Source organism: Actinosynnema sp. CA-299493 (assembly GCF_050946825.1).
In the GTDB taxonomy this organism is placed as follows: Bacteria; Actinomycetota; Actinomycetes; order Mycobacteriales; family Pseudonocardiaceae; genus Actinosynnema.
The window spans coordinates 3,804,532-3,829,036 of the sequence record NZ_CP191993.1 but is presented as its reverse complement, the minus strand read 5'-3'; the positions used below and the strand labels follow the sequence as shown (position 1 = coordinate 3,829,036).

Annotated in this window: 10 protein-coding genes and 1 pseudogene; 1 reads left to right on the top strand and 10 read right to left on the bottom strand. The window is 74.3% G+C overall.

Going from position 1 to position 24,505, the window contains the following annotated elements; translation table 11 throughout:
- The 3 genes from ACQPYE_RS17065 to ACQPYE_RS17055 form a co-directional block, all read right to left on the bottom strand.
- On the bottom strand, positions 1 to 3,219 hold the full coding sequence (locus ACQPYE_RS17065; protein ID WP_498722303.1) for a non-ribosomal peptide synthetase: 3,219 nt from the start codon (positions 3,217 to 3,219) through the stop codon (positions 1 to 3).
- Entirely contained in the window at positions 3,216 to 15,365 is a 12,150-nt protein-coding gene (locus tag ACQPYE_RS17060) for an SDR family NAD(P)-dependent oxidoreductase (protein WP_498722301.1), read from the bottom strand. The genes ACQPYE_RS17065 and ACQPYE_RS17060 overlap by 4 nt, the downstream gene beginning before the upstream one ends.
- Before the next feature lie 218 nt (positions 15,366 to 15,583).
- Entirely contained in the window at positions 15,584 to 15,790 is a 207-nt protein-coding gene (locus tag ACQPYE_RS17055; protein WP_498722300.1) for a hypothetical protein, read from the bottom strand.
- A 625-nt stretch (positions 15,791 to 16,415) separates the two neighbouring features.
- Here ACQPYE_RS17055 and ACQPYE_RS17050 point away from each other — a divergent pair.
- The gene (locus ACQPYE_RS17050) at positions 16,416 to 16,805 is read left to right on the top strand and encodes a hypothetical protein (protein WP_498722299.1); all 390 of its coding nucleotides are present in this window, start codon (positions 16,416 to 16,418) and stop codon (positions 16,803 to 16,805) included.
- Positions 16,806 to 17,010: 205 nt separating this feature from the next.
- On the opposite strand, the pseudogene ACQPYE_RS17045 reads toward ACQPYE_RS17050, so the two are convergent.
- The 7 genes and pseudogenes from ACQPYE_RS17045 to ACQPYE_RS17015 form a co-directional block, all read right to left on the bottom strand.
- A pseudogene (locus ACQPYE_RS17045) lies at positions 17,011 to 17,127 on the bottom strand (YbhB/YbcL family Raf kinase inhibitor-like protein); the annotation flags it as partial.
- A 451-nt stretch (positions 17,128 to 17,578) separates the two neighbouring features.
- Positions 17,579 to 17,731, bottom strand: coding sequence for a hypothetical protein (locus ACQPYE_RS17040; protein ID WP_498722298.1), 153 nt, complete (start codon positions 17,729 to 17,731; stop codon positions 17,579 to 17,581).
- Positions 17,728 to 19,509: a thiamine pyrophosphate-requiring protein gene (locus ACQPYE_RS17035; RefSeq protein ID WP_498722297.1), complete on the bottom strand. Its 1,782-nt coding sequence runs from the start codon at positions 19,507 to 19,509 to the stop codon at positions 17,728 to 17,730. The genes ACQPYE_RS17040 and ACQPYE_RS17035 overlap by 4 nt, the downstream gene beginning before the upstream one ends.
- Positions 19,506 to 20,717: a zinc-dependent alcohol dehydrogenase gene (locus tag ACQPYE_RS17030; protein WP_498722295.1), complete on the bottom strand. Its 1,212-nt coding sequence runs from the start codon at positions 20,715 to 20,717 to the stop codon at positions 19,506 to 19,508. The genes ACQPYE_RS17035 and ACQPYE_RS17030 overlap by 4 nt, the downstream gene beginning before the upstream one ends.
- A 331-nt stretch (positions 20,718 to 21,048) precedes the next feature.
- Positions 21,049 to 22,119: an L-dopachrome tautomerase-related protein gene (locus tag ACQPYE_RS17025; RefSeq protein ID WP_498722294.1), complete on the bottom strand. Its 1,071-nt coding sequence runs from the start codon at positions 22,117 to 22,119 to the stop codon at positions 21,049 to 21,051.
- 11 nt (positions 22,120 to 22,130) lie between these two features.
- Positions 22,131 to 22,739 carry a flavodoxin family protein gene (locus tag ACQPYE_RS17020; protein ID WP_498722292.1) on the bottom strand — a complete coding sequence of 203 codons (609 nt, stop codon included), beginning with the start codon at positions 22,737 to 22,739 and terminating at the stop codon, positions 22,131 to 22,133.
- A 127-nt stretch (positions 22,740 to 22,866) separates the two neighbouring features.
- A complete protein-coding gene (locus tag ACQPYE_RS17015; protein ID WP_498722291.1) occupies positions 22,867 to 23,826 on the bottom strand; it encodes an NADP-dependent oxidoreductase in 960 nt (319 codons plus the stop codon).
- Between the last annotated feature and the right edge of the window lie 679 nt (positions 23,827 to 24,505).

The window sequence follows — 24,505 nt, the reverse complement described above, 5'->3', positions numbered from 1 at the left end:
TCACTGGGTGGTGGTGGCGCGGGTCCGCCGGGCGGTCAGCGCGCCGGCGCGCCGGTGCGGCACTTCGGAGGGGCGGTCGGGCACGGCGGCCAGGTGCGCCGCCAGCGCCCGCGCGGTGGTGAACCTCAGCAGGTCCGTCGTGGACAGCGCCGGGGACAGTTCCGCGCGCAGTTCGCGCAGGACGTGCAGCAGCAGCAACGAGTTGCCGCCCACGTCGAAGAAGTTGTCCTCCACGCCGATCCCGTCCGTGCCGAGCACCCGGCGCCAGGTGGCGAGCACCTTCCCCTCGACGGAGGTCGACGGTCGGCCACCGCGCCCGGCGCCCGCGTCGACCGGGGCGGGCAGAGCCCCGCGGTCGACCTTGCCGTTGGTGTTGAGGGGCACCCGTTCGACGGCGGTGATCACCGCCGGGACCATGTACCGCGGCAGGACCGCCCGCAGGGCCGTGCGCAACCGGTCGGCGTCCACCCCGTCCGCCGGCGACCGGGGCACGACGTAGGCGACGAGCGCGCGGTGCCCGGACGCGTCCTCGCGCACCGCGACCACGGCCTCGCGCACCGACTCGTCGCGGCGCAACGCCTCCTCGATCTCGCCGGGCTCGATCCGGTGGCCGTCGACCTTCACCTGGTCGTCCAACCGCCCCAGGTGCTCCAGCCGCCCGTCGGGCAGGTGCCGTGCCAGGTCGCCGGTCCGGTAGAGCCGGTCCCCCGGCGCTCCGAACGGGTCCGGGACGAACCGCCACGCGGTGAGGTCGGGTAGCCCCAGGTAGTCGTGCGCCACCCCGTCGCCGCCGATGTGCAGCTCGCCGGGCGTGCCGGGCGGCACCGGGCGCCCCCACCGGTCCAGCACGTGGCAGCGGGTGTTGGCGACGGGGCGGCCGATGGTGATCGGCTCGCCGCGCCGCACGCGGTCCACAGTAGACCAGACGGTGGTCTCCGTGGGGCCGTAGAGGTTCCACACCTCGTCCGCCCGGTCGAGGAGCCGGTCCGCCAGGCTCGGCGGCATCGCCTCGCCGCCGCACAGCGCGCGCAGTCCGGGGTGCCCGCTCCAGCCGGCCGCGACCAGCAGCCGCCACGTGGCGGGCGTCGCCTGCACGAGGGTGTGCCGCCCCCGGTCGAGCAGGTCCCGCAGCGCGACCCCGTCGGCGGTGGCCTCGGCGGGTGCCAGCTCCACCTGCCCCCCGGTGATCAGCGGCAGGTACAGCTCCAACGCGGCGATGTCGAAGCAGGGCGTGGTGACGGCGAGCAGCCGGTCGTCCGGGCCGCAGCCCGGTTCGCGCGCCATCGAGCACAGGAAGTTCGTCAACGCGCGGTGGCCCACCCGGACCCCCTTGGGGCGCCCGGTCGAGCCCGAGGTGTGGATGACGTAGGCGATTCCCTCGGGGTCCGCGCGGCCGGGCGCGCCGATCCGGTGGTGGCCGAGGTCCACCCGGTCGAGGAGCAGCACGTCGGCCACCCCGTCGGGCACCGCGGCCCGCACCCCGGACTCGGTGACGACCAGACCCACCGCGCAGTCGGCGAGGACGTGGGCCAGCCGGCTCGGCGGGTGGGTGGGGTCGAGCGGCACGTAGGCGGCGCCGGACTTCTGCACGGCCAGCAGGGCGACCACCAGGTCCGGCGAGCGGTCCAGGCACACCGCGACCGGCGAACCCGGTCCGATGCCGCGCGCGACCAGTTCCGCGGCCAGGCGGTCGACGCGGTCGCCCAGGGCGCGATAGGTGAGCACCCGCTCCCCCGCGACCACCGCCGTGGCGTCCGGGCGCAAGCGCACCTGGTCGAACACCAGGTCCACGGCGCAGCGGTCGCGCGGGTAGTCGTGGGCGGTGTCGTTCCAGTCGACCAGCACCCGCCGCCGGTCGACCTCGGCGAGTCCGGGACGCAGCGCCGCCGCGCCGGCGGGCACCGCCAGCGCGTCGACCGCGCCGTCATCCGGTGCGGCCACCAGGTCGCCCAGCAGCGCCAGGAGGTCGTCGAGCAGTCGGCGCGCCGCGTCGTCGGTGAACCGACGGCGGTCGTGGCCCAGCTTGAACACCATGCGCCCGTCGTGGTCGACGCAGAGGGTCAGGGGGTAGTTGGTGCGGTCCTCCAGCCGGTAGTCGCGATCCCGCCAGGCTCCGCCGAGGGCGCGCAGGTCCGAGGCGATGGGGTGGTTCTCGAAGACCAGGACGCTGGAGAACAGCGGCGTGCCGGCCGGGAGCGGGCTCGACTCGTGGACCCGGGCCAGCGGCGTGTGCTCCGCTCCCCGCAACGACCGGTGGGCGGAGCGCAGCGCGCGCAGCAGGTCGGGCACCGTCATGCCCGGGGTCAGGCGCACACCGAGCGGCAGGGTGTTCATCACCAGGCCGACGGCGTTCCACCCGTCGGGGTGGAAGGAGCGGCAGTACGCGGTGACGCCGAACAGCACGTGCCGGTCGCCGCTGTGGGCGTGCAGCAACAACGCCCACGCCGCCTGAACCACCGTGTTGGCGGTGACACCGTTGCGCGCGGCCAGGGCGCTGATCGGCTCGACGGCCGCCTCGGACAGCTCTGCCCACACCTTGCCGAACGCGGGCACGCCGTCCGCGAGCGCGTGCTCGCCCTGCACCAGCAGCGGCCCGGCGCCGGTCACCCCGGCCAGCCGCTCGCGCCAGAACAGGTCGGACGCGGAGTGGTCGAGATCGGCCGCCCACCGCGCGTAGTTCCCGAACGGGACCCGGTCGGGCAGCTCGGCGGTCGGTCCGCCGGTCTCCTCCTCGTAGAGGTCGAACAGCTCGCCGAGCAGGATCACGTAGGACCGTCCGTCGAACAGGGCGTGGTGCGACGTCCACAGGAGTTCGTGCCGGTCGGGCAGCCGGGCCAGGACGAACCGCGACGGCGGTTCGGCGGCGACGTCGAAGGGCTGGGCGGTGTCGGCGGCCAGGAACCGCTCCCACCTCCGGTCGGCTACGGGCGTGCTCAGGTCGGACCAGTCCTCGCGGGTGAACCGCGGCCGGAGCCCGGCGTGGACCACCTGTTTCGGCGCGCGGGGGTCGTCCAGGTGGAAGGTCGTGCGCAGCACCGGGTGCCGCGCCACCAGCCGGCACACCGCGCGCTCCAGGGCGGCGGCGTCCACGGGGTGGCGCAGGGTCAGCACCTTCTGCTGGGTGTAGACGCCTTCGCCGGGGGCGTTGAGGGCGTGCAGCAGCATCCCGTGCTGCAGGGAGGTGAGGGGGTATTCGTCCTGCTCGGGGTTCGGGGTCACGGGCGTTCTCCTGCCGGAGGGGTCAGGGCACCGAGCAGGTCGTGGACCTGCTGGTCGGTCAGGTCCGCCACGGCGGCGACGAGGCCGTCGCCGGGCATCGCCGGGACCGGTTCGGCCGGTGCCGGGTCGGGGTTGCGGCCGAGGTGGTCGGTGAGGGCGGCGATGGTGCCGTGGTCGTGCAGCACCGAGGCGGGCAACCGGCCGAACTCGCGCTCCAGTTCGTCGACCAGCTCCACCGCCACCAGGGAGTCCACGCCGTACCGGTCGAAGGGGACCCGGGGATCCAGTTCCTCTCCGGGCGCGCCCAGCACGCGGGCGAAGACGGACCTGACGCGGTGCTCCACGCCCGTCGCGGGGGAAGCGGTTACGGATGAGACCGGCGGCGCGGTGAGCGCGGACAGCGCGGTGGACGCGGATGGCGCGAGGGGCACGGATGGCGGGACCGGCGGCGCGGTGGGTGCGGCGTCGGGGTCGACGCCCATGCCCTCCAGGGTCCGCTGGTCCACCTTGGTGGCGAGTACCTGGGTCAGGGGGCCGGCCAGCAGCCCTTCGACCACCCGCATGCCCTCGTCGGCGGTGATCGGCTCGACGCCGGCGGCGGCGAGCCGGGCCAGCACCCGTTCCCGCTCCGGGTCGCCGCCCGCGTGCCAGAAGCCCCAGTTGACGACCTTGACCGGGAACGGCGCCGGGCGGGCCGCGCAGGCGTCCTGGTAGCAGCAGCCGGCCGCGTACCCGGTGTGCCCGGCGTTGCCCTCGAAGGCCACGCCCGACGAGTAGTGCAGGAGGAAGTCCAGCTCCTCGTCCCGCAGCGCCTCGTGCAGGGCGCCGGTGGTGCGCGCCTTGGCGTCGAAGGCGGCGCGCAGCCCCGACTCGTCCAGTCGTCGCAGCGGGGTGGTGATCAGGACCATGGCCGAGTTGACGACGCCGTGCAGCGCGCCGAACCGGTCCTTGACCCGCGCCACCGCGGCGCGCAGGGCTTCCGGGTCGGTTGCGTCGCACGACAGGTGCAGCACCTCGCCACCCGCCCGCTCGACGCGCTCCAGCACGCGGGGGTCCGGCCCGGAGCGGCCGAGCAGGACGAGCTTGGCCCGGTACCGCGACGCCAGGTGCACGGCGGTGTCCGCCCCCACCACGCCCTGCCCGCCGACGATCAGGTAGACGCCGCCCTCGCGGAACGCCGAACGCCGCGGCGGGTCGAGGCGAACCGGTTCCAGGCGGCGGACGCGGCGGACCCCGTCGCGCACGGATACCGGCACGGGCTTGGGCGGGAAGGGTTCCCGCACCGCGTCACCCGGCGACCCGTCCGGTCCCAGGTCCACGCAGGACACCCGCAAGCCCGGGAACTCCTTGGCCAGCGAGGCGCAGAAGCCCGACAGCGCCGCGGCGTCGGGGTCCGGTCCCCCTTCGCCGTCCCGGGGGAACGCGCCGGTCGTGATGACCCGCAGCCGCCCGGCGGCCAGGAAGCCCCGTCGGTCCAGCGCGGTGACCAGCGAGAACAACTCGACCACGTCGCCACCGGCGAAGTAGGCGCACTCAGGGGGGCCGGTCAGGTCCTCGACCCGCTCCAGCACGTCCACACCGGGCAGCGCGGCGGCGACCTCCGCGCGGCGCGCGCCGACCACCAGCACCGGCCCCTCCGGCGGCGCGACCGGCTCGACCGGCTCCTCCACCCACCGGGGGCGGTAGGTGGAACCGCGCGCCGGCCGGGCGGCCAGGCAGGTGAGGTCCGTGACGCGCACGCACACGCGGCCGTCCTCGTCGGTCAGCACCACGTCGAACCGGTTGCCACCCAGGGCGCGCACGTGCGAGTGGCCGCGGACCGGCAGCGCCCGGTGGACCTCGACCCGCCGGGCGGCGGCGGGCAGCAGCGGCGAGCCGGTGTCGAGCACGAGCCCGACGGCGGTGTGCAGCGCGGCGTCCAGCAGACCGGGGTGCAGGGCGTGCCCCTCGCCCCCGGCCGGTGCGCGCAGCACCCCCAACGCCTCGCCATCGCCGACGCGCAGCTCGTGGACCGCGCGGAAGAACGGCCCGTAGGCCAGTCCGCGGTCGGCCAGCGCGTGGTAGGTCTGCGCACCGGTCATCCGCCGCCCGCACCGCGCCGCCACCTCCGCCACCGCCACGGCGGGTGGTTCGGCCCCGAGTGCGGTCGTCCTCGCGGTGAAGTGGGACGTGGCGCCGACCCGCACCTCCACCCGGTCCTCGTCCACCGCCACGGCGACCTCGACCGGGTCCGCGTCGACCACCAGCGGCACGGTCCAGCGGACGTGCTCCAGCGCGAGCGGTCCGCCGCCGAGCGCGGCGGCCACCAGGTCCAGGTGGCCCGCGCCGGGGAGGATCGACCTACCGCCCACGACGTGGTCGCGCACCACCGGGTCGCCCGGCTCCAGCAGCCGCGCGTGGGGCCGCGGCGAGGCGGCCTCGTGCGGCGCGGTGGCGCGGCGTGCGGCGGGGAGCCAGTGCCGCTCCAGGGCGAACGGGTAGCCGGGCAGCGAGACGGTGGACCGGTGGCCGGGGTCGCGGTCGGTCAGCACGGTCCAGTCGACGGCCAGCCCGTCGACCCACAGCCGGGCCAGCTTGGCGTCGTGGCCGGCGAGGGCGACCCGGCGCAGGAAGTCCCGGCCACCGTCGACGTCGAACAGGTCGGTGAGCGCCGAGGTCCCGCGCGCGTCACCGTGGACGACGCCCTCCGGCTGCTCGCCGGCGGCGAACTCGGCCAGCTTGGCGACCGCGTCCTCCACCCGGCGGGCCACGAATGCGAGCCGGTGCGACATCGCTTCACGACCGGTGCGCAGGGTGTGCGCGAGGTCGGGGAGCGCCGGGTGGTCCGGTTCGCGGAGGAAGTCGGCCAGGACGCCCGCCCGGGCCCGCAGGCGTTCCTCGGTGCGCGCGGACAGCACCACCAGTTCCGGTGCGGGCGCCGGGCGGGGCCAGGTCACCGGCACGTGCTCCTCCACGATGACGTGCGCGTTCGCGCCGCCCGCGCCGAAGGAGCTGATCGCGGCACGCCGGGGACCACCGCCCGGTGGGGCGGGCCAGTCGGCGAGTTCGCGCTGGAGCACGAACGGCGAGTCGGTGAAGTCGATGTCGGGGTTGGGGTCCCCGGCGTGCAGGCTGGGCACGAGTTGCCGGTGCCGCAGCTGGAGCACGACCTTGGTCAGGCCGGCGATGCCCGCCGCGCCCTCGCTGTGGCCGATGTTCGACTTCACCGACCCCAGCGCGCAGAAGCCGCGGCGATCGGTGTGGTCGCGGTAGGCGCGGGCCAGCGCGGCGTGCTCGATCGGGTCGCCCAGCGCGGTGCCGGTGCCGTGCGCCTCGACGTAGCCGATCGTGGCGGCGTCGATCCCGGCGCGGTGCAGCGCCTCGGCCACCAGAGCGCGCTGGGCGTGCGGGTTCGGCACGGTGAACCCGCTGGTCCGGCCACCGTGGTTGATCGCGGTGGCCTTGATGACGGCGTGCACGCGGTCCCCGTCCGCCTCGGCGGCGGAGAGCCGCTTGAGCAGGACCGCGCCGACGCCCTCGCCGGGGACGTACCCGGTCGCGCCCGCCCCGAAGGAGCGACAGCGGCCGTCACGCGACAGCATCCTGCGGCGGCTGAGGTGGGTGTAGCGCAACGGGTGCGCGGCCACGTTGACGCCGCCGACGACCGCGTGGGAGCACTCGCCCCGCCGGATGCTCTCGCACGCCAGGTGCAGGGCCACGAGCGAGGAGGAACAGGCGGTGTCCACGACCAGGCTCGGCCCGCGGAAGTCGGCGAAGTGCGACAGGCGGTTGGCGATCGAGGACCGGTTGGTCATCGCGAGGTTGTGCTGCCCGGCGAAGGACAGCTCGGCCCCGAGCACGGCGTAGTCGTCCCACATCACGCCGACGAACACACCGACGTCGTGCCCGTCCTCGGAGAACTTGGGGCGGGGCAGTGCCGAGGGCGGGTAACCGGCGTCCTCCAACGCGTCCCAGGCGGTTTGCAGGAACAACCGTTCCTGCGGGTCCATGCTGCGGGCGTGCTTCGGCGGGATGCCGAAGAACATCGGGTCGAAGGCGTCCACGTCGGACAGGAAACCGCCCCAGCGCGAGTAGCTGCGGCCCAGCGGCGAGGGCGCCGGGCCGAACAGCGCCTCGGCGTCCCAGCGGTCGACGGGCACCTCGTCGACGCAGTCCTCACCGCGCCGCAGCACCTCCCAGAACCCGTCGAGGTCCTTCGCGTGCGGGTAGCGACCGCTGATGCCGATGATCGCGATGTCCTCGTCGGAGGAGGGCTCCGACCGCGGGGCCCGCCGCGCCGGGTCCACGCGGGCGGGGACCGCGGGTGCGGCGACCGGGGACGCCGGTGCGGGGCGGGTCGTAGAGCCGCCGAGGAGCCGGTCGACGTCGGGGCGGCGTTCGCGCAGCAGGTGCTCGGCGAGGCCGCGCAGGGTGGGGTGCTCGAAGAACACCGTGGCGCGCAGGCCGGGGAACACCCGCGTGAGGCCGGCCGCCGCCTCCACGACGAGCACCGAGTCCAGGCCGTACTCGATCAACGGGGTGTCGACGTCGAGCACGGCGGCCGACGCCCCGAGCACCCCCGCGACCCGGTCCCTCAGGTGCTGCACGAGGTCGTCGCGCAGGGCGGGCACCTCGGCGGCGCCGACCGGGCGCGGTCCGGCGAGGACGGCCTCGATGCGGGCCGGGTCGCCGACGACCGGGATCAGCCGGGTCTCCCCCACCGCCAGCGCGCGTTCCAGCAGGCGGATCGCCGTGGGGGCGTCGATCGGCTCCAGGCCGGTGGCCTCGGTGTACCGGGTGCGTTGCCGGTCGTCCACGAGCGCGTCCACACCGCCGCAGTCCCACAGCGGCCAGGCCAGCGACACGGTCCGCCCGGCCCGTTGTTCGGCGTAGGCGTCGGCGAACCGGTTGGCCGCGGCGTAACCGCAGGTGCCGAAGTCGCCCAGCACCGAGGAGATCGAGCCGAACACCACGAACAGGTCCGGCGGCTCGTCGGCGGTGGCCCGGTCGAGGTGGACCAGACCGGTCGCCTTGGCCGCGGTGCTCCCGGCGAACCGGTCGGCGTCGAGCCGGGTGGCCGGGGTGGTGTCCACCTCGCCGGCCAGGTGGAACACACCGGAGATCCGGCCGAAGGCGGACCGGGCCGCCGCCACCGCGCGGTCGACGTCGGCGCGGTCGGCCACGTCGCCGCGCACGACCAGCACGCGTGCGCCGGCGTCCTCCCACCGCCGGACGCGCTCGTCGGGCTCGGACCGGCACAGCAGGACCATCCGGGCCCGCCACCGGTCCGCCAGGTAGTCGCCCAGCACCCGCCCCACCGCGCCGGTCGCGCCGGTGAGCAGGTAGGTACCGCCCTCGACCAGGGGCACCGGGGCGTCGGGCACGTCGGGCACCGGCCCGGCCCGGCGCACCCAGCGCCGCCCGGCGCGCCACCGCAGGTCGGCCCCGGCGAAACCGCTGCCCGCGGTGAACTCCGCGGCGAGCGCCGCGGCCAGGTCCACGTCCTCCGCGGCCTCGACCGCGCACAGCTCCAGCCTCGGCAGCACGGCCGGCACCGACCGGGCGAAGCCGACCACTGCCTCGTGCTCCGGCCCGCCGCCGTGCACGTACGCGCACCGCACCCGCCCGTCACCGGGCAGGTCCGCGACGGTGTGCAGCAGCCGCAGCGCCGACAGCGCGCCGCCGCCGAGCAGGTCCACCACGTCGACCCCGCCGTCCTGCCCGGCCAGCACCTCGGCGAGCCCTTCCGGGTCGCCCGGCTCGACCCGCGCCCACGCCCCGGTGGCGTCCAGGGCGCGGCGCAGCTCCGGCGACCCGCCGAGGACGACCAGCGTCGCGGCCCGCCCACCGGCCGCCCGGACCTCCTCCGCCACCCACTCGGGCCGGTACAGCTCGCCCGCCGGGTGCGGTGGCCTCCCGGCCAGGTCGTGGGCACGGGCCAGGACGACGCCGTCCTCGGCGATGAGGGTGACGTCGAAGCGGCGGACCGCGCCGTCACCGATCAGCCGGGCGTGGGCGTGGAACGCGGCGGGCAGCGGCGCGAACACCTCCAGGCGGGTCAGGCTGAACGGGATGTGCATGGGATCGTCCGGGCGCACCCAGTGGCACGCGCGCAGCGCGCCGTCGAGCAGCGCGCCGTCCCGTGCCCACCCCGGCTCGGCGCCGTCGGGCGCGCAGACGCGGACCAACGCCTCGTCGTGCCCACCGCGGACCTCGGCCAGCACGTCGTAGGACCGTCCGTAGTGGAAGCCGCCCGCCCGGTAGCGGCGGCGCACGTCGGCGTCCGCGTGCCGGGTGGCGCAGCGGTCGCGCAGCTGGGCGAGGTCCACCCGGGGGACCGGTGTGCCCGGTCCCGGTTCGACGGCGCCGGTGACCAGCACCGCCCCGGCCTCGTCCACGACGGTGAAGCGGTCCTCGCGCACCGCCACCACCGCGGTCCCGGACGTGATCGGCCGCACCCAGGTGAGGTCCCGCACGACGTGCGGCCTGCCGGTGGAGGCCAGCACCAGTTGCAGGCTCGCCCCGCCCGCGAGCAGCCGGGTGCCGCCGATCGAGTGGTCGCGCAGCGACGGGTCCTCGGCGTCCAGCTCCCAGCGCGGTCGGGGCTCGACCGGGCGACGGTCGGCCACCCAGTGGCGCTCGCGGGCGAACGGGTAGACCGGCGCGGGGATCCGGCGGCCGGGCAGGTCCGGCCACCGCGCCTCGGCGCCTTCCACCCACCGCCGGGCGAGGTCGGCCGGGTCGCCGGTCGCCACGCCGGCCCCGCGCCGCGCCCGGCCGAGCAGGACGGCGCCCGGCCGGCCGTCGGCGAAGGCCGCGAGCTCGGCCGCCGCGGTGGCGCCGTCGTCGAAGACCAGCGCCAGCCGGTGGTCCATCTCCTCGCGCCCCGCGGCGAGGGTGTGCACGACATCGGCCAGCGGCACGTGCTCCCGCCGCAGGTACCGGGAGAGGTCGGCGGCGTACTCGCGCAGCCGGTCCTCGTCCCGGGCGCTGAGCACCAGCACGGCGGGCCGGTCCAGCCGCTGCTCGGCGGCCGGCCGGTCGGCGCGCGGTCGCGGGTGCTCCTGGACCACGAGGTGGGCGTTGGAGCCGCCCGCGCCGAACGAGCTGATCCCGGCCACGCGCGGTCCGCCGTCCGCCGGTTCGGCCCAGTCGGCCACCTCGCGCTGCACCGTGAACGGCGACCCGGCGAAGTCGATGTCGGGGTTGGGCGGGTCGGCGTGCAGCGACGGCACGAGCGTCCGGTGCCGCAGCTGGAGCAGCACCTTCGCCAGCGCGGCCATGCCCGCGGCGGACTCCAGGTGTCCGATGTTGGACTTCACCGACCCGATGGCGCAGGCCGCGCCCGCCGCGTCGAACGCACCGCGGAGCCCGGCGATCTCGATGGGGTCGCCCAGCGCGGTGCCGGTGCCGTGCGCCTCGACGTAGCCGACCCGGCTCGCCCGCACTCCGGCGCGGCGCAGCGCGGTGGTGACCACCCGCTGCTGCGCCGCCGGGTTGGGCACGGTGTAGGCGTGGGTGTGCCCGCCGTGGTTGACGGCACTGCCGAGGATGACGCCGTGGACGTGGTCGCCGTCGGCCAGCGCCCTGGCCCGGGGCTTGAGCAGGACCGCGCCCACGCCCTCACCCGGCACGTACCCGGTGCCGCCCTCGCCGAAGGACCGGCACCGGCCGTCGTCGGACAGGAAGCGGCCCTGGCTGAGGTAGACGTACTTGTAGGGGTGGGAGGTGATGTTCACGCCGCCCGCGATGGCCAGGTCGGTCTCACCGGCGCGCAGGCTCGCGCAGGCCAGGTGGATCGCGGTCAGCGACGACGAGCACATGGTGTCCAGCCCGAGCGACGGTCCGCGCAGGTTCAGCGCGTAGGACACCCGGTTGGCGATCGAGGCGCGCGACGACCCGGCGACCGGCCCGTCGCCGCGCTCGGCGTCGGCCGCGCCGTGCAGCTGGTAGTGGTCGTACATCGCGCCGACGTACACGCCGACCTCCAGTGGCGCGAGGTCGGACCGTCGCAGCCCGGCGTCTTCCACGGCGTGCCACGCCGCTTGGAGGAACAGCCGCTCCTGCGGGTCGAGCAGCGCGGCCTCGCGGGGCGAGATGCCGAAGAAGAGCGGGTCGAACTCGTCGATCCCGTCGAGGAACCCGCCCCACTTCGAGTAGGTCCGACCGGCGCGGGCGGGGTCGGGGTCGAAGTACCGGTCGTGGTCCCACCGCCCGGTGGGCACGGTGGTGACGCAGTCCCGGCCGGCGACGAGGTTGGTCCAGAACTCGTCCAGGTCGCGCGCCATCGGGAGGCGTGCGCTGATCCCGATGACGGCGATGGCGTCGTCCTCGGGCTCGCGCACCTCGATCCGCGCGGCGCGCGCCCCGGCGCCGGCGAGGTGGTCGGCCAGCTCGCGCACGGTCGCGTGCTCGTAGAACAGCGTCTTGGGCACGGCGCCGAAGCGGCGCTCCAACGCGGCGTTCAGCCCGGTGATGACCAGGGAGTCGATGCCGTAGTGCTCGAAGGGGACGTCGGGGTCGACGTCGGCGTTGCCGGTCACCTCGGCGACCAGGTCGCGCACCAGTCGGACGACGTCGGTGTCGTGTCGCGGCCGGACGGGCGGGTGCGCCGGGGATCCGGCGCGGCCGGTCGCCGCGACGATCCGGTCGGTGTCCCCGGCGGCCACCAGCAGCGGGCCGGGCACGCCGAGGACCCGGTCGAGCACAGCCATCGCCTCGGCCGTCGCCAGCGGGGTGAACCCGGTGCGCGCGCGCAGGGCCGCGGCCGCGGCCGGGTCCTGGGCCATGCCCCCGTCCCGCCACGCGGGCCAGGCCACCGAGGTCGCGCCGAGCCCGTCGAGGACCGCGTTGGCCCAGGCGTAGTCGGCCTGCCCCACCCCGCCGACGGCCGCGGCGATCGAGGAGAACGCGACGAAGAAGTCCAGGTCGTCCGCCGCGGTGGCGTCCAGCAGGTGCCGCGCGCCGTCGACCTTGCCCGACCGGACGGCGTCGAGGTCGTCGCCGGTCTTGCGCAGCAGGAAGGAATCGCGCAGCACGCCCGCCGCGTGCACCACCCCGTCGATCCGCCCGTGCCGGTCCCGCAGCTCGGCGACGAGTCGGCGGACCTCGTCGGCGCGGGCCACGTCCACCGGGCGGTAGGTCAGCGACGCGCACCGGGCCCGCAGGGCGGCGAGGTCCCGGGCCGGCCGCTCGGACCGACCTGCCAGCACGACGTGTGCGCGCACCGAGGACGCGATGTGCTCGGCCACGAGCAGTCCGAGGCCGCCCGCGCCACCGGTGACGAGGTAGACGCCGCCGTCCGCGAACCGCGCGGTCGGCTCGACCTCGACGGGCCGGTGCCGCTTGACCAGCCGCCGGCCGCCGACGACGCGCAGCTCGACCTCCGCGTCATCCGCCAGGACGTGCGGCAGCGGGTCGTCGGTCGCCTCGACGCCCACGACCTGGAGGAGCAGGTGCGGGTGTTCCAGGCGCGCCGACCGGGCGAACGCGCCGAGCGCCTCGTGCTCCGGTCGTGCCCGGCCGCCGTCGAGGGCGTGGGTTACCACGACGTGCGTCGGTCCGTCGAGGCCCCGCTCCAGCAGGTCCCGGGTCACGTGCAGCAGGTCGCGCACGGCGTCGTCCCGGTCGGCGCAGTCGAAGAGGACCACGCCGGACGGGTCACGGCCCGAGGTGTCGCGCGCGGCCGGTTCCAGCGGGGCGTCCACCCACTCGGGCCTCAGCAACCGGGGCACGTCCGCGAGTGAGCGCACCGACACGCCCCGCAGTTCGACGGCCACCTCGCCGGCGACGTCGCACACGGTGATGTCGACAGTGGCCGCGTGGTCCCCGGCAGCGCGCAGGACGACGTGCGCCCGGCAACGCGCGGGCAGCGGCCCGGCGACGCGGACCTCGTCCACGCCCAGCGGCAGGTGGCGCGCGAGGCCGGTGCGGGCCAGCAGCACGACGGCGGTCTGCATCGCGCCGTCCAGCAGCGCCGGGGGCAGCAGGCACCCGTCCGGGTGCTCCGCGAGCTCCAGGTCGGCCAGGGCTTCCCGGTCACCGCACCGCACGCTCGTCACCACCCGGTACGACGGCCCGTAGTCGAGACCGCGGCTCGCCAGCACGTCGTAGACCCCGTCCACGTCCTCGCCACAGCGCGCCTCGACGGCGACAAGGTCGAGCACCCGTCGTGCCGGGCGGTCGCCGAGGACCAGCTGCCCCCGGCAGTGCGCGCCCTCCGCGGAGGTCACCTCGAAACCGAGGTCCGCGTCCAGTCCGATGTGGACCTGGGCGGGGGCGCGCAGCAGGCGTTCGAACACGACGTCGCGCAGCGCCACGACCTCGCCTTCCCCCGCCAGTGCGCCCGCGGCACGGGCCATCTCCAGGTAGGCGGTGGCCGGGAGCACCGGTTCGCCGCCCACCCGGTGGTCGGACAGGATCGGCTCGGCGCCGGTGAACGCCTTGCGGTAGCGGTGCTCGCGCAGGGTCGAGACGTTGGCCCCCACCAACGGGTGCAGCCCCGACCCGGGCGCGGCGGGCAACCGGTGGAGGACGCCTTCGAAGGGATAGGTGGGCAGCGGCACGCGCCGCCGCCGCTCGTCCGCGTAGTACCCGGCCCAGTCCACCGGGTCGCCGGCGAGCCAGGCGTGCAGCACGTCGGCGGGCTCCCCCGCGGGCGGTTCGGTCCACCCGCCGCCGTCCAGCAGCGCGAGCAGTTCCTCCCGGTGGGCCACCACGGCGGCCCACCGGCACGGGTGCGGCCGACGGCCGACGGCCAGCGTGTGGGCGATGTCGGCGAGGTCGAGGTCGAGGTGGGCCCGCAGGTGGTCGGCGAGGTCTGCCCGCACCCGGTCGAGCGCGGCCGGAGTCCGCGCGGACAGCACGATCACCTGCTGCGGGCGTGGCACGCTGGTCGGCGTCGCCGGTGGCGCCTCCTCCAGCACGGCGTGCGCGTTCGTGCCGCCGATGCCGAACGAGCTGACGCCCGCGCGCAGCGGGCCCTCGGCGGTCCACTCGCGGAAGTCCGTGCTGACGGAGAAAGGCGTGGCGGGGAAGTCGATCGCCGGGTTGGGGTGGGTGAAGTTCGGGGTGGGGACGAGCGCGCGGTGGCGCAGCATGAGCGTCGCCTTGAGCAGGCTCACCACCCCGGCGGCGGCGTCGAGGTGGCCGGTGTTGGGCTTGACGGTGCCCAGCGCGCAGAACCCCGTGCGGTCGGTGCCGCGGCGGAACGCCTCGGTGAGCGCGGAGACCTCGACCGGGTCGCCGAGCGGGGTTCCGGTGCCGTGGGCCTCCACGTAGGTGATCGTGTCGGGCTCCACCCGGGACACCGCGTGCGCTTCCGCGACGACGGCGGCCTGCCCGTCCCGGCTCGGAGCGGCGTAGCTGACCTTGCCCGAACCGTCGTTGTTGGTGGCGGTGCCCTTGATGACGGCGTGCACGGTGTCGCCGTCGGCGAGGGCCTGGGACAGCAGCTTCAGCACGACCACACCGACCCCGTCACCGGCGACCGTGCCGCTCGCGCCGGCGTCGAAGGCGCGGACCGCGCCGTCCGCCGACAGGACCGCGCCCTCCTCGTAGGTGTACCCGGCCGCCTGCGGGAACTTGACCGTCACGCCGCCGGCCAGCGCCATGTCGCACTCGCCGGCGATCAGGCCCTGGCAGGCCAGGTGCACGGCGACCAGCGACGTCGAGCAGGCGGTCTGCACGGTGTAGGCGGGGCCGCGCAGGTCGAGCTTGTAGGCGACCCTCGTGGCCAGGAAGTCCTTGTCGTTGCCGATCATCACCTGGAACTGCCGCGAGGTGGTGCCCTGGTCGACGACGGGCAGGACGTGGCGCTGGAGATGGGTGTTGAGCGCCGCGCCGCCGTAGACGCTGATCAGCCCCGGGTAGCGGGAGGGGTCGTACCCGCCGTCCTCCAGCGCCGCGTGGCAGGCCTGGAGGAACAGCCGTTGCTGCGGGTCGGTCACCGCCGCCTCCGCCGGGGTCATCCCGAAGAACTCGGCGTCGAACAGCTCGGCGTCGGCGAGGGACCCGTGCACCGGCACGAAGTTCGGGCCACCCGACGCGTCGGACCGGCTCAGCCCCACCCTGCCGTGCACGAGCAGGTCCCAGAACTCGGCGGGACCGTCGGCCCCCGGTACCCGGCACGCCATTCCGACGATCGCCACATCGGTGTCTGTGTTCACGCGGCCGCTCCACGCGACGGGGCGCGCGCCACTGCGATGCGGTGCGAGCCGGTTCCAAGGGGGCGGAACGGACCGGTGGGTGATGCGCCGCTATCGGCGACTTTCCGCCGGTCCGTCCTCGTGGCGGGACCGTATGTCGCAGTCCGGCTGCCCTGATCAGCCGAGGTGAGGGCCCGCCCCTTCGGGCACCAAGGGTGACCCGTGCGGGAAAGCGCAGCTCAGCGGCAGTGCGCGGGCGTGCGCTCACCGCCACTCAGCGTGTCCGCCCGGGTGGTGCCCGCGGCACGGTGGGCGGTGACCTGCCCTGCCGCGTCGCCGGACGAGACGAGTTCGTCCCGGGCGTAAGTGCCGACCCCGTCGCGGTGGCCCGCCAGGTCGATGAACCACGGGGTGGAGTTCGGCGACATCGCCTGACGGGGCAGCACCGACGTAACGGCCTGCTTGGCGTCGTAAGGCTCGCTACTGACGGTGCAGACGCTCGCGTGGCCGCGCAACGGCTCCCGACCTCCCCACGCGCCGTTCGGGGTGTGCTCGGTGAAGCCGAGCCGGCTGTAGAGCGGGTGGTAGTCGCCGCGCAGCGGGGAGATGTCCAGGTGTACGACCGCATGACTTGGTCGCCGTCCTGGCCCGAGACCGGCACGTCGGTGAACCGGACGCGAGCGACGTGGGTGCCCTGGGTTCCGCGGAGTTGGTGGACGACGGGACCATGATGGAGACGACGGGAAGCGGACTCCGGGTGGACGGCGCCGCGGACCCGGTCGACGCGCCCGCGTGGGCCACATCCGGAGCAACCGCCGCTTGAGCCGCCAGGACCACTTCGGCGTGATGATCACCGACCGTTTCCTCCGCACCACGAACGACGGCCCCGTGCCGCCGCTGCACTCAGCAGGCCACCCGCAGGGCTCGTGGTCGCGTCCCGCCGCACGTGATCGCACGATGGGGAAACGACCTGTGGCCTATGGGGCACCAGGACGCGGCGGACGCGGACGAACCGAACAGGCGGGTCGCATGGTTCTCACGACAGCGTCCACCCGACTCCGGGAGAGTCACATGTCCACCTACCGCGCGCTGCGGACCGCCCTCACGGCTCTGGCCACCTCCCTCACCGCGATCACCGCCATGGCGACCGCGACGCCCGCCTCGGCCTCGCCCTCCTACAGCCTCACCCTGTGCAACTACTCGGACGACTTCCACTCCTGGGTGGACTTCCCGTACCGCAGTCCGGCTGTCAGCACTCCCATCGCCTGGACCAACCGGTGCGTGGTGACCACCCACAGGGGCGGGGAGACGATCGTCCTGCGCGTCAGGCCGGACTCCCAGCAGAACAACGGGTCCTGGTCGAGCGTGGCCTACTGGTTCACCACCGACCAGTCGAACGACGTCTACCACACCTCGGGGACCTTCGGCAATCGCGTGATCCGAGCCCACGCGCACCGATGACCTCGACGCCGCACCGCTCCCCACCCACGGGCGCGGCGCGGCGCGGGCACGGTCGCACGACGAGGAAGCGAAACGGTCGACCGGGCACGGCACCACGGTCGGCGCCGGCCCCGACCACCTCCCGCGCCCGGTCACCGATCCACCGCTGCCCCTGCTGCCAGGACGTTCCCGTGGCGCACTCCTCGACGGTGACCGCTCCTGTCGCTCAACGGCCGAACAGCCCGACCAGGGTCCCGGCGGCCGGCACACGTCCCTCGACCGCGGCACGCAGGTCGTCCGCCGTGACGCCCTCGCCGAGCCCGAGCGGCCTGTCGACGGCGAACGTCGGTAGGGGAACACCGGGACGTGTCGTGCCGTTGTACGAGGTGGTCGGTGCGGTCCGTGTCCCCCGGGCCTCACCCACAACGCCTTCGCGGAACACCGTTCGGCTGGAGCCGCGTCGAGCCACCCGCCGAGAGGCGACCGCCGTACCGACCCCTCGACCCGCCCCCGGCCGCTTGCCTCCCCCAGCGCGGCCAGGGGCTGCCCGCCTCCGGCCGCGCCTTCCCCCGGGGCGACCGGAGGCCGCTTCTTCTCCGGTGATGCCGGTATCGGCACCACCGGCCGACACGTCGTCCAGCAGGTCGTCCGAGCACGACGGGCTTCGTCGGAGTCCGGCAAACCGTCCACGTCGGCGGAAACCAGGACTTCCTCGTTACCGGCGGCGCAGCACACGACTAAGTCCTCATCGGACAAGCCGTGAGGATGGCGGCCGACGCGCAACGCCGTCGCGGTCAGGTGTCGTCGCGGTCGTCCTCGGGTGTGGGGTCGTCGTCCCGCTGGTCGTCGGGCGATGACGAGTCCGGTTCGCCGAGTCCTTCCTCCTGCCCGGTGGCGGGCTTCGCCTCGCCGGCACGCACCGCCTCTGCCGGGGCGCCGCCACTCACGGCCGGTGACCTTCGTCGGCGCGCTGCCGCCGCAGGTGCTCCCGTTCCGCTTCGCCACCGGGCTCCTGGTCCAGTCCTTGGTGGATCATGTCCACCTTCTCCTCGGGCAGGTGCGGGGCGAGCAGCGGCACGGCCGGGTCCACGATCGCCTCCACGACCACCGGTCGGTCGGCGTGGAACGCCTCGTGCCACGCCTTGCCGACCTGGTCGGGTACGTCGACGCGGATGCCGCGCAGCCCGAGCAGCTCGGCGTAGGCCGCGTACGGGAAGTCCGGCACTCGCTGCGAGGTCGGGAAGCGCGGGTCGCCCTCCATCTCGCGCTGCTCCCAGGTGACCTCGTTGAGGTCGCGGTTGTGCAGCACCAGCACCACGAACCGCGGGTCGGCCCAGGTGCGCCACCGGTCGGCGACGGTGATCAGCTCCAGCAGGCCGTTCATCTGCATCGCGCCGTCACCCACCAGGGCGACGACGGGCCGGTCCGGCGCGTCCAGCTTCGCCGCCAGGCCGTAGGGCAGGGCGCAGCCCATCGACGCCAGGTAGCTGGAGGTGTGCGCGGGCACGCCGACCGGCAGCGCCAGGTGGCGGGCGAACCAGTAGGTGGCCGAGCCGACGTCCACCGCCACCCGCACGTCGAGTGGCAGGTGGCCGGACAGCTCGTGCACCACCAGCTCCGGGTTGAGCGGGTCGGCGGGCGCGTGGGCCCGTTCCCCGGCGATCCGCCGCCACCGGGCCACGGAGGTGAACACCTCCTGTTCCCACCGGCGGTCGGGGTTGCGGCGCAGCAGCGGCAGCAGCGCCCGCAGCGTCTCGGTGGTGTCCCCCACCAGCGGGACCTCGACGGGGTACTTGCTGCCGACCACGCGAGCCTCGATGTCGATCTGCACGGCACGCGCCTGCCCCGGCTCGGGGTAGAACTCGGTCCACGGGTCGTTGCTGCCCACGATGAGCAGCGTGTCGCAGCCCGACATCAACTCGGCCGAGGCGGTGGTGCCCAGGTGGCCCATCACCCCGGTGTGCCACGGGGCGTCCTCGGGGATCACCGGTTTGCCCACCAGCGACGCCGTGACTCCTGCGCCCAGTGCCTCGACCACCCGGGCGATCTCGCGCTCCGCGCCGGCCGCACCGCGCCCGACCAGCAGCGCGACCTTCCGGCCGGCGTTGAGCACGTCGGCGGCGCGACGCAGGTCGTCGGTGCGCGGCAGCACCCGTGGCCGGGCCACGACCGCCGAGGAGGGCACCACGCCGTGGGTGTGCGGCAGCTCCTGCACCGCGTCGGCGCGCTGCACGTCGTGCGGCACGATCAGGCACGTCGGCACCCGCTCGGAGATCGCGGTGCGCATCGCGTTGTCCAGCAGCACGGGCAGCTGCTCGGGCGCGGACACCGTCTGCAGGTACTGGCCGCACACGTCCTTGAACAGCGAGTGCAGGTCCACCTCTTGCAGGTAACCCGTCCCCAGCGCCGTGGACACCACCTGGCCGACGACCGCCACCACCGGCCGATGGTCCAGCTTCGCGTCGTACAGCCCGCCCAGCAGGTGGATGGCACCGGGGCCCTGGGTGGCCAGGCACACGCCGACCTGACCGGTGTACTTGGCGTGGCCGGTGGCCATGAACGCGGCCATCTCCTCGTGCCGCACCGGCACGAACTCCGGGTCGCCACCCGCCCGGTGCAGGGCGGCCAGGATCGGGTCGATCCCGTCGCCCGCGTAGCCGAACACCCTGGGCACGCCCCAGGTCCGCAGGCGTCGGACCAGCGCGTCCGCGACGGTGGCGCTCATGCGATGTCCAGGACGGTCTTGAGCCAGCCCTCGTCACGCCGGTCGAAGGTCTCGTAGGCCTCGATCGCGGTGACCGGCTCCTCGTGCTGCGTGATGAACGCGGTGGGGTCGACCACGCCGCTGACCACCAGGTCGAGCAGTTCGGGCAGGTAGCGGCGGTGGTTGCAGTTGCCCATCTTCACCGTCAGGTTCTTGTTCATGGCCTCGCCGATCGGGAAGCCGTCGAGGCCGGGCGGGTAGACGCCGACGACCCCGATGCTGCCCGCCTTCGCCACCGCCTGCACCGCCCACCGCAGGGCCAGGCTGGGCGCGTCTCCGGGGATCCACTGCTCGCCGACCGGGTTCGCCTCGGGGGCGGCCTGCCGTCGTTCGCGCTCGAAACGGTCGACCATCGACGCAGCGTCCTCGGCGGCGGGTCCGGATTTCGGGCGCTGCGCGTCCACGCCGACGCACTCGATGACCCGGTCGACGCCGATGCCACCGGTCAGCTCCTTGACCAGGGCCACCGGGTCCTCCCGGTTGAAGTCCACCGTTTCGGCGTTCTGCTCACGCGCCTTGTCCAGCCGCGAGGCGATGCCGTCGACGACGAACACCCGCCCGGCACCTTGTCGCTTTGCCGAGGCGATGGCGAACTGCCCCACCACGCCCGCGCCCAGCACCAGCACGCTGTCGCCCTTGCCGATCTCGGCCAGCCGCGCGCCGAACCAGGCCGTGGGGAAGATGTCGGACAGCAGGATCGCCTGGTCGTCGGTCACCGCGTCCGGGACGCGCACCAGGGTGGTCATCGCGAACGGCACCCGCGCGCACTCCGCCTGCAACCCGTCCACCGGACCGGTCATCTCCGGACCGCCGAAGAACGACGTGCCCGCGGTCGGCCCGTTCGGGTTCGCCGTGTCGCACTGCGCGTAGTAACCGGCCCGGCAGTACGAACAAGTCCCACACCCGATCGTGGAGGTCACCACGACCCGGTCACCCGGGGTGAACCCGCGCACGGCGGGACCGACCTCCTCGATGACGCCGACCGCCTCGTGCCCGAGGATCGTGCCCTCGACCATGCCGGGCATGGTGCCGCGCACCAGGTGCAGGTCCGTGCCGCAGATCGCGCTGCGCGTGATGCGCACGATCGCGTCGCTCGGTTCCAGGATCTTCGGGTCGGGCACCTCGTCCAGGCGGATGTCCCCGGTCCCGTGCCACACCACAGCCTTCATACCGCCTCCTCCGTCGTCCACGGACGGCTTCCCACGCGATCTGCGCCGAAACGCCACCCCGCCCGGTGGGCGGGGCATCGACGCGGCGAACCTCGGGGATGCCGACGTGGTCGACAACGAGGCCCCGCGGCCCTGCTCGAACGGTGCGCACGCACTTGGCCGACTCCGCCACCGGACTCTCGCTCAGGCACGCCGTGCACGCCTGGGCGCACGTGACCAGCCCGTCGATCGCCGCAGCCGGCTTGCCCGGTCCAGGTCGATCCCGCCCGGGTGGGCTTCCGGCATCGGCACCGTCGTGGTGGTCCAGCGGATCACTCCTCGGCTCGTGGTGTCACCGGAGTCGAACAGGTCCGGCGTCGATCGGCACGCGGAACAGGTGGTACGGCTTGCGCCGCCGATCCTCGCCCCCCTGGTACTTCGCCTGGCGGTGCAGCTGGTTGGCGGTGACGTACAGGTAGCCCTCGGCGACCGACATCGTGTCCGGCCACAGCAGCCGGGGATCGTGCGCGACGGTCTCGAACGTGCCGTCCGGCAGCCTGCGCAGCACCGCGTCGTGCTCGTAGTTCGTGAGGTACAGCCGACCCGCGTCGTCGGTCTCCAAGCCGTCCGCGCCGCCTCCCCTGTCCCCCTCGTCGACCACCTGCTCCCCCACCTCGTCGTCGGGCAGCGACCGGTCCACCACGGAATGAGTGGGCACGCTGTACCAGCGGCGGGACGCCAGCGGGCAGTAGTACAGGCGGGTCCCGTCGGCGCTGATCGCGATGCCGTCCGCGCCCATCGCCACCGGCTCGGGCTCGCCGTCGGCCGGGCGCTCCAGGAACGGGGTGCCCTCCACGACCGGGCGGAACGTCTCCAGCGGTTCCGCTTTGGTGGAGGGGTGGTCGTGCAACCTGCGCCACGACTCGCCGCTGCCCAGGTCCACCACGATGATGCCGTTGGGCCCCGAGTCGGCCGAGTCGGTGATGTAGGCGACCCCGGCCTCACCGCGGCGCAGGTCGAACCGCACGTCGTTGAGGTACGTCGTCCCCAAAGCCACGTCGGTCGGGAACGTGATCACCTTGGCGACGGTGTCGGTGGCCAGGTCGACGCACACCAGCTTCGGCCCGCCGGGCTTGGTCGGCCGGAACAGCGGGCTGCCGGTGTCGAGCACCCACAGCCGGTCGGCCGGGTCCACCACGATGCTCTGCACGGAGACGAACGCGCCCTCATCGTCATCACCCGATGGTGAGTTCCACGCCTGGTCGGGGAACGGCACCTCGACGCCGTCCCGCAGCTCCACCACGGTCGCCGGCACGTCGTCACCCCACAGGGGGAAGTTCACGAACACCCGACCGGTGTGCGACACGCTCACCCCGGTGGGCATCGGGCCGGTGAACTCGTGCACCACTTCCAGCTCGCTCACGCGGGCGCTCCTCACTGGACGGGCGGGTACTGGGCCTGCTTGAGCAGCCGGGCCAGGTGCGCGGCGTTGCCCGCCAGCTTCTTGTTCGTCGAGGCCACCGGGTCGGGGGTCTGTTCCAGCTCGATGTAGTCCTTGGGCGTCATCGCCTCGTTGTTCCAGTACGTCCCGCCGCTCGCGGGAATGGTGAAGCCGACGTCATTGAGCGCCTGGAAGCAGTCGGCGATGATCTTGTGCGCGCCGTCCTCGTTGCCCACCACCGCCACCACCGCCACCTTGCCGTAGGTCAGCAGCCGGCCCTCGTCGTCGGTCTCCGACAGCTCCGCGTCCAGCCGCTCCATCACGCGCTGGGCGATGCTGGACGGGTGCCCCACCCACGTCGGGGTGGCCAGCACCAGGATGTCGGCGGCCAGGACGCGGTCGCGCAGCGCCGGCCACTCGTCGCCGTCACCCATGTCCTTCTCCACGCCGGGACGCACGTCGTGGTCCACCACGCGGACCAGGTCGCCCCGGACACCGTGGGTCGCGAGCTCGTCCAGCACCTGCCGGGCGAGCTTGTCGGTGCTCGACGGCGCCGGCGAGGGCTTGAGGGAACAGGTCAGCGCGAGCGCGGTCAACGTCATCGGAACCATGCACAGGGCCTACCCGCTCAACCCGGCCCCAATCGGCGCGACGTCCGGGATTTCGCCGCGCACCCGATCGCAGACCACCCGTCGGTGGACTCGTCCCTGCGGTGCCATCAGCTGGGGATCAGAGGGCCACGTCCAACACGAGCTTGCCGCGGACGTGCTCCTGGGCCAGCAGGCGGTAGGCGTCGGCCGCCTTCTCCAGCGGCATGACGTCGGCCACCTCGACGCGCAGCGCACCCGAGTCGACCAGGCCGGCGATGTGCCCCAGCGTCGCGCCGTCCGGCTCCACCAGGAACGACTTGGCCCGGATGCCCCTGGCGCGGAACTCGTGGACGAGGTGGTGCGGCGCACCGGACGCGATCGCCAGGTACAGCCCTTCGGGCTTCAGCAGCCCCAAGGACCTGCTGCCGGTCATGTCGTGGTCGTCGCCCACGAGGTCCAGCACCACGTCCACGGGGTCGATCGCGGACTCGAACGGCCGCACCGTGTAGTCGACGCACTCGTCGGCGCCGAGTGAGCGCAGCCACGCGTGGTTCTCCGCGCGCGCGGTGGTCGTGACGTGGCAGCCCAGGTGCTTGGCGACCTGCACGGCCACGTGCCCGACCCCGCCCGCCCCGGCGTGCACCAGCACCCGTTGTCCGGCTCGGACCTCCGCCGTGTCCACGAGCGACTGCCAAGCGGTGAGGGCGGCCAGCGGCAGGGCGGCGGCTCGGACGTGGTCGACGCTGCGCGGCTTGCGGGCGAACTGGCGCGACGGCGCGGTCACGTACTCGGCCTGGCCGCCGGCCGCGCGGGGGAACCACGGCATGCCGTACACCTCGTCGCCCGGTTCCAGGGTCGTGACGCCGAAGCCCACCTCCTCCACGACACCGGACACGTCCCAGCCGAGGGTGAACGGCGGCTCACCGACCACGGCCGCCATCGCCTCGCCCCGACCGGTCTTGTAGTCGCACGGGTTCACCCCGACCGCGGCCACCCTCACCAGGACCTCGGTGGGCAGCGGCACCGGCTTGGGCACCCACGTCAGGGCCAGGTGCTCGGGTCCCCCGAACCCGGTCTGGCTGATCGCGCGCATGGTCATCGGAGCTCCCCGCTGGATCGGAACCATTCGTGAGGAACTCTCGGAGATCCGTGATCCGTTCGGACCACGACGAGTGCCTTCGTGCGCGTACGGGCAGATCGTTGTGCGCGAAGTGCCGGTCAGGACCCGGTTGTCGAACGGCGCCGCCCGTTCACCCCCACTCCATGGAGCAGCCCGAACCGCGACCGGCGGCCTTGACTCCGATTCGGACGAGGGTGTCGCTGCGGTCGGGAAGCCTCCGGCCCACGCTGATGGCGGTGCGCGGTGACGACAGCCGGTAAAGGAGGACATGACGCTACAGCGCTGTGCCTGCACGGGGTTGTGCAGGCGACCAGCTCGACGTCTTCGAGCGCGGAGACGCGCCGCCCGGCACCAACCGGCCTGGTCGGGCAGCGTCTCGTGGTACGCGGTGGCCGGTCGGCGGGTTAGCGGGATTGCCGAGGGGTAGCCCAGTCCACATCGGTCGCGTCCCGGATCGTGGTGCACCGGGGCGTTCGACAGCACGCGATCGGATGCGGAGGCTGCCCATGACCCGACCGGCGAGCCTGGCTGGAGGGCGCGGTGCGCCGGCTCAGCGGCGTGGACGACTCCGCTCGGTCACGGGCGGTGGTGCCGGTCGTCGGAGCGCGGGAACTGGTCCACGCGGCCGGGTTGTTGACGGCGGCTGGTCGGGGTCACC

Bases quoted from the DNA above. Each gene is read 5' to 3' on its own strand.
- ACQPYE_RS17020 (WP_498722292.1), bottom strand. From the start codon at position 22,739: ATGACGTTGACCGCGCTCGCGCTGACCTGTTCCCTCAAGCCCTCGCCG.
- ACQPYE_RS17030 (WP_498722295.1), bottom strand. From the start codon at position 20,717: ATGAAGGCTGTGGTGTGGCACGGGACCGGGGACATCCGCCTGGACGAG.
- ACQPYE_RS17035 (WP_498722297.1), bottom strand. From the start codon at position 19,509: ATGAGCGCCACCGTCGCGGACGCGCTGGTCCGACGCCTGCGGACCTGG.
- ACQPYE_RS17050 (WP_498722299.1), top strand. From the start codon at position 16,416: ATGTCCACCTACCGCGCGCTGCGGACCGCCCTCACGGCTCTGGCCACC.
- ACQPYE_RS17015 (WP_498722291.1), bottom strand. From the start codon at position 23,826: ATGACCATGCGCGCGATCAGCCAGACCGGGTTCGGGGGACCCGAGCAC.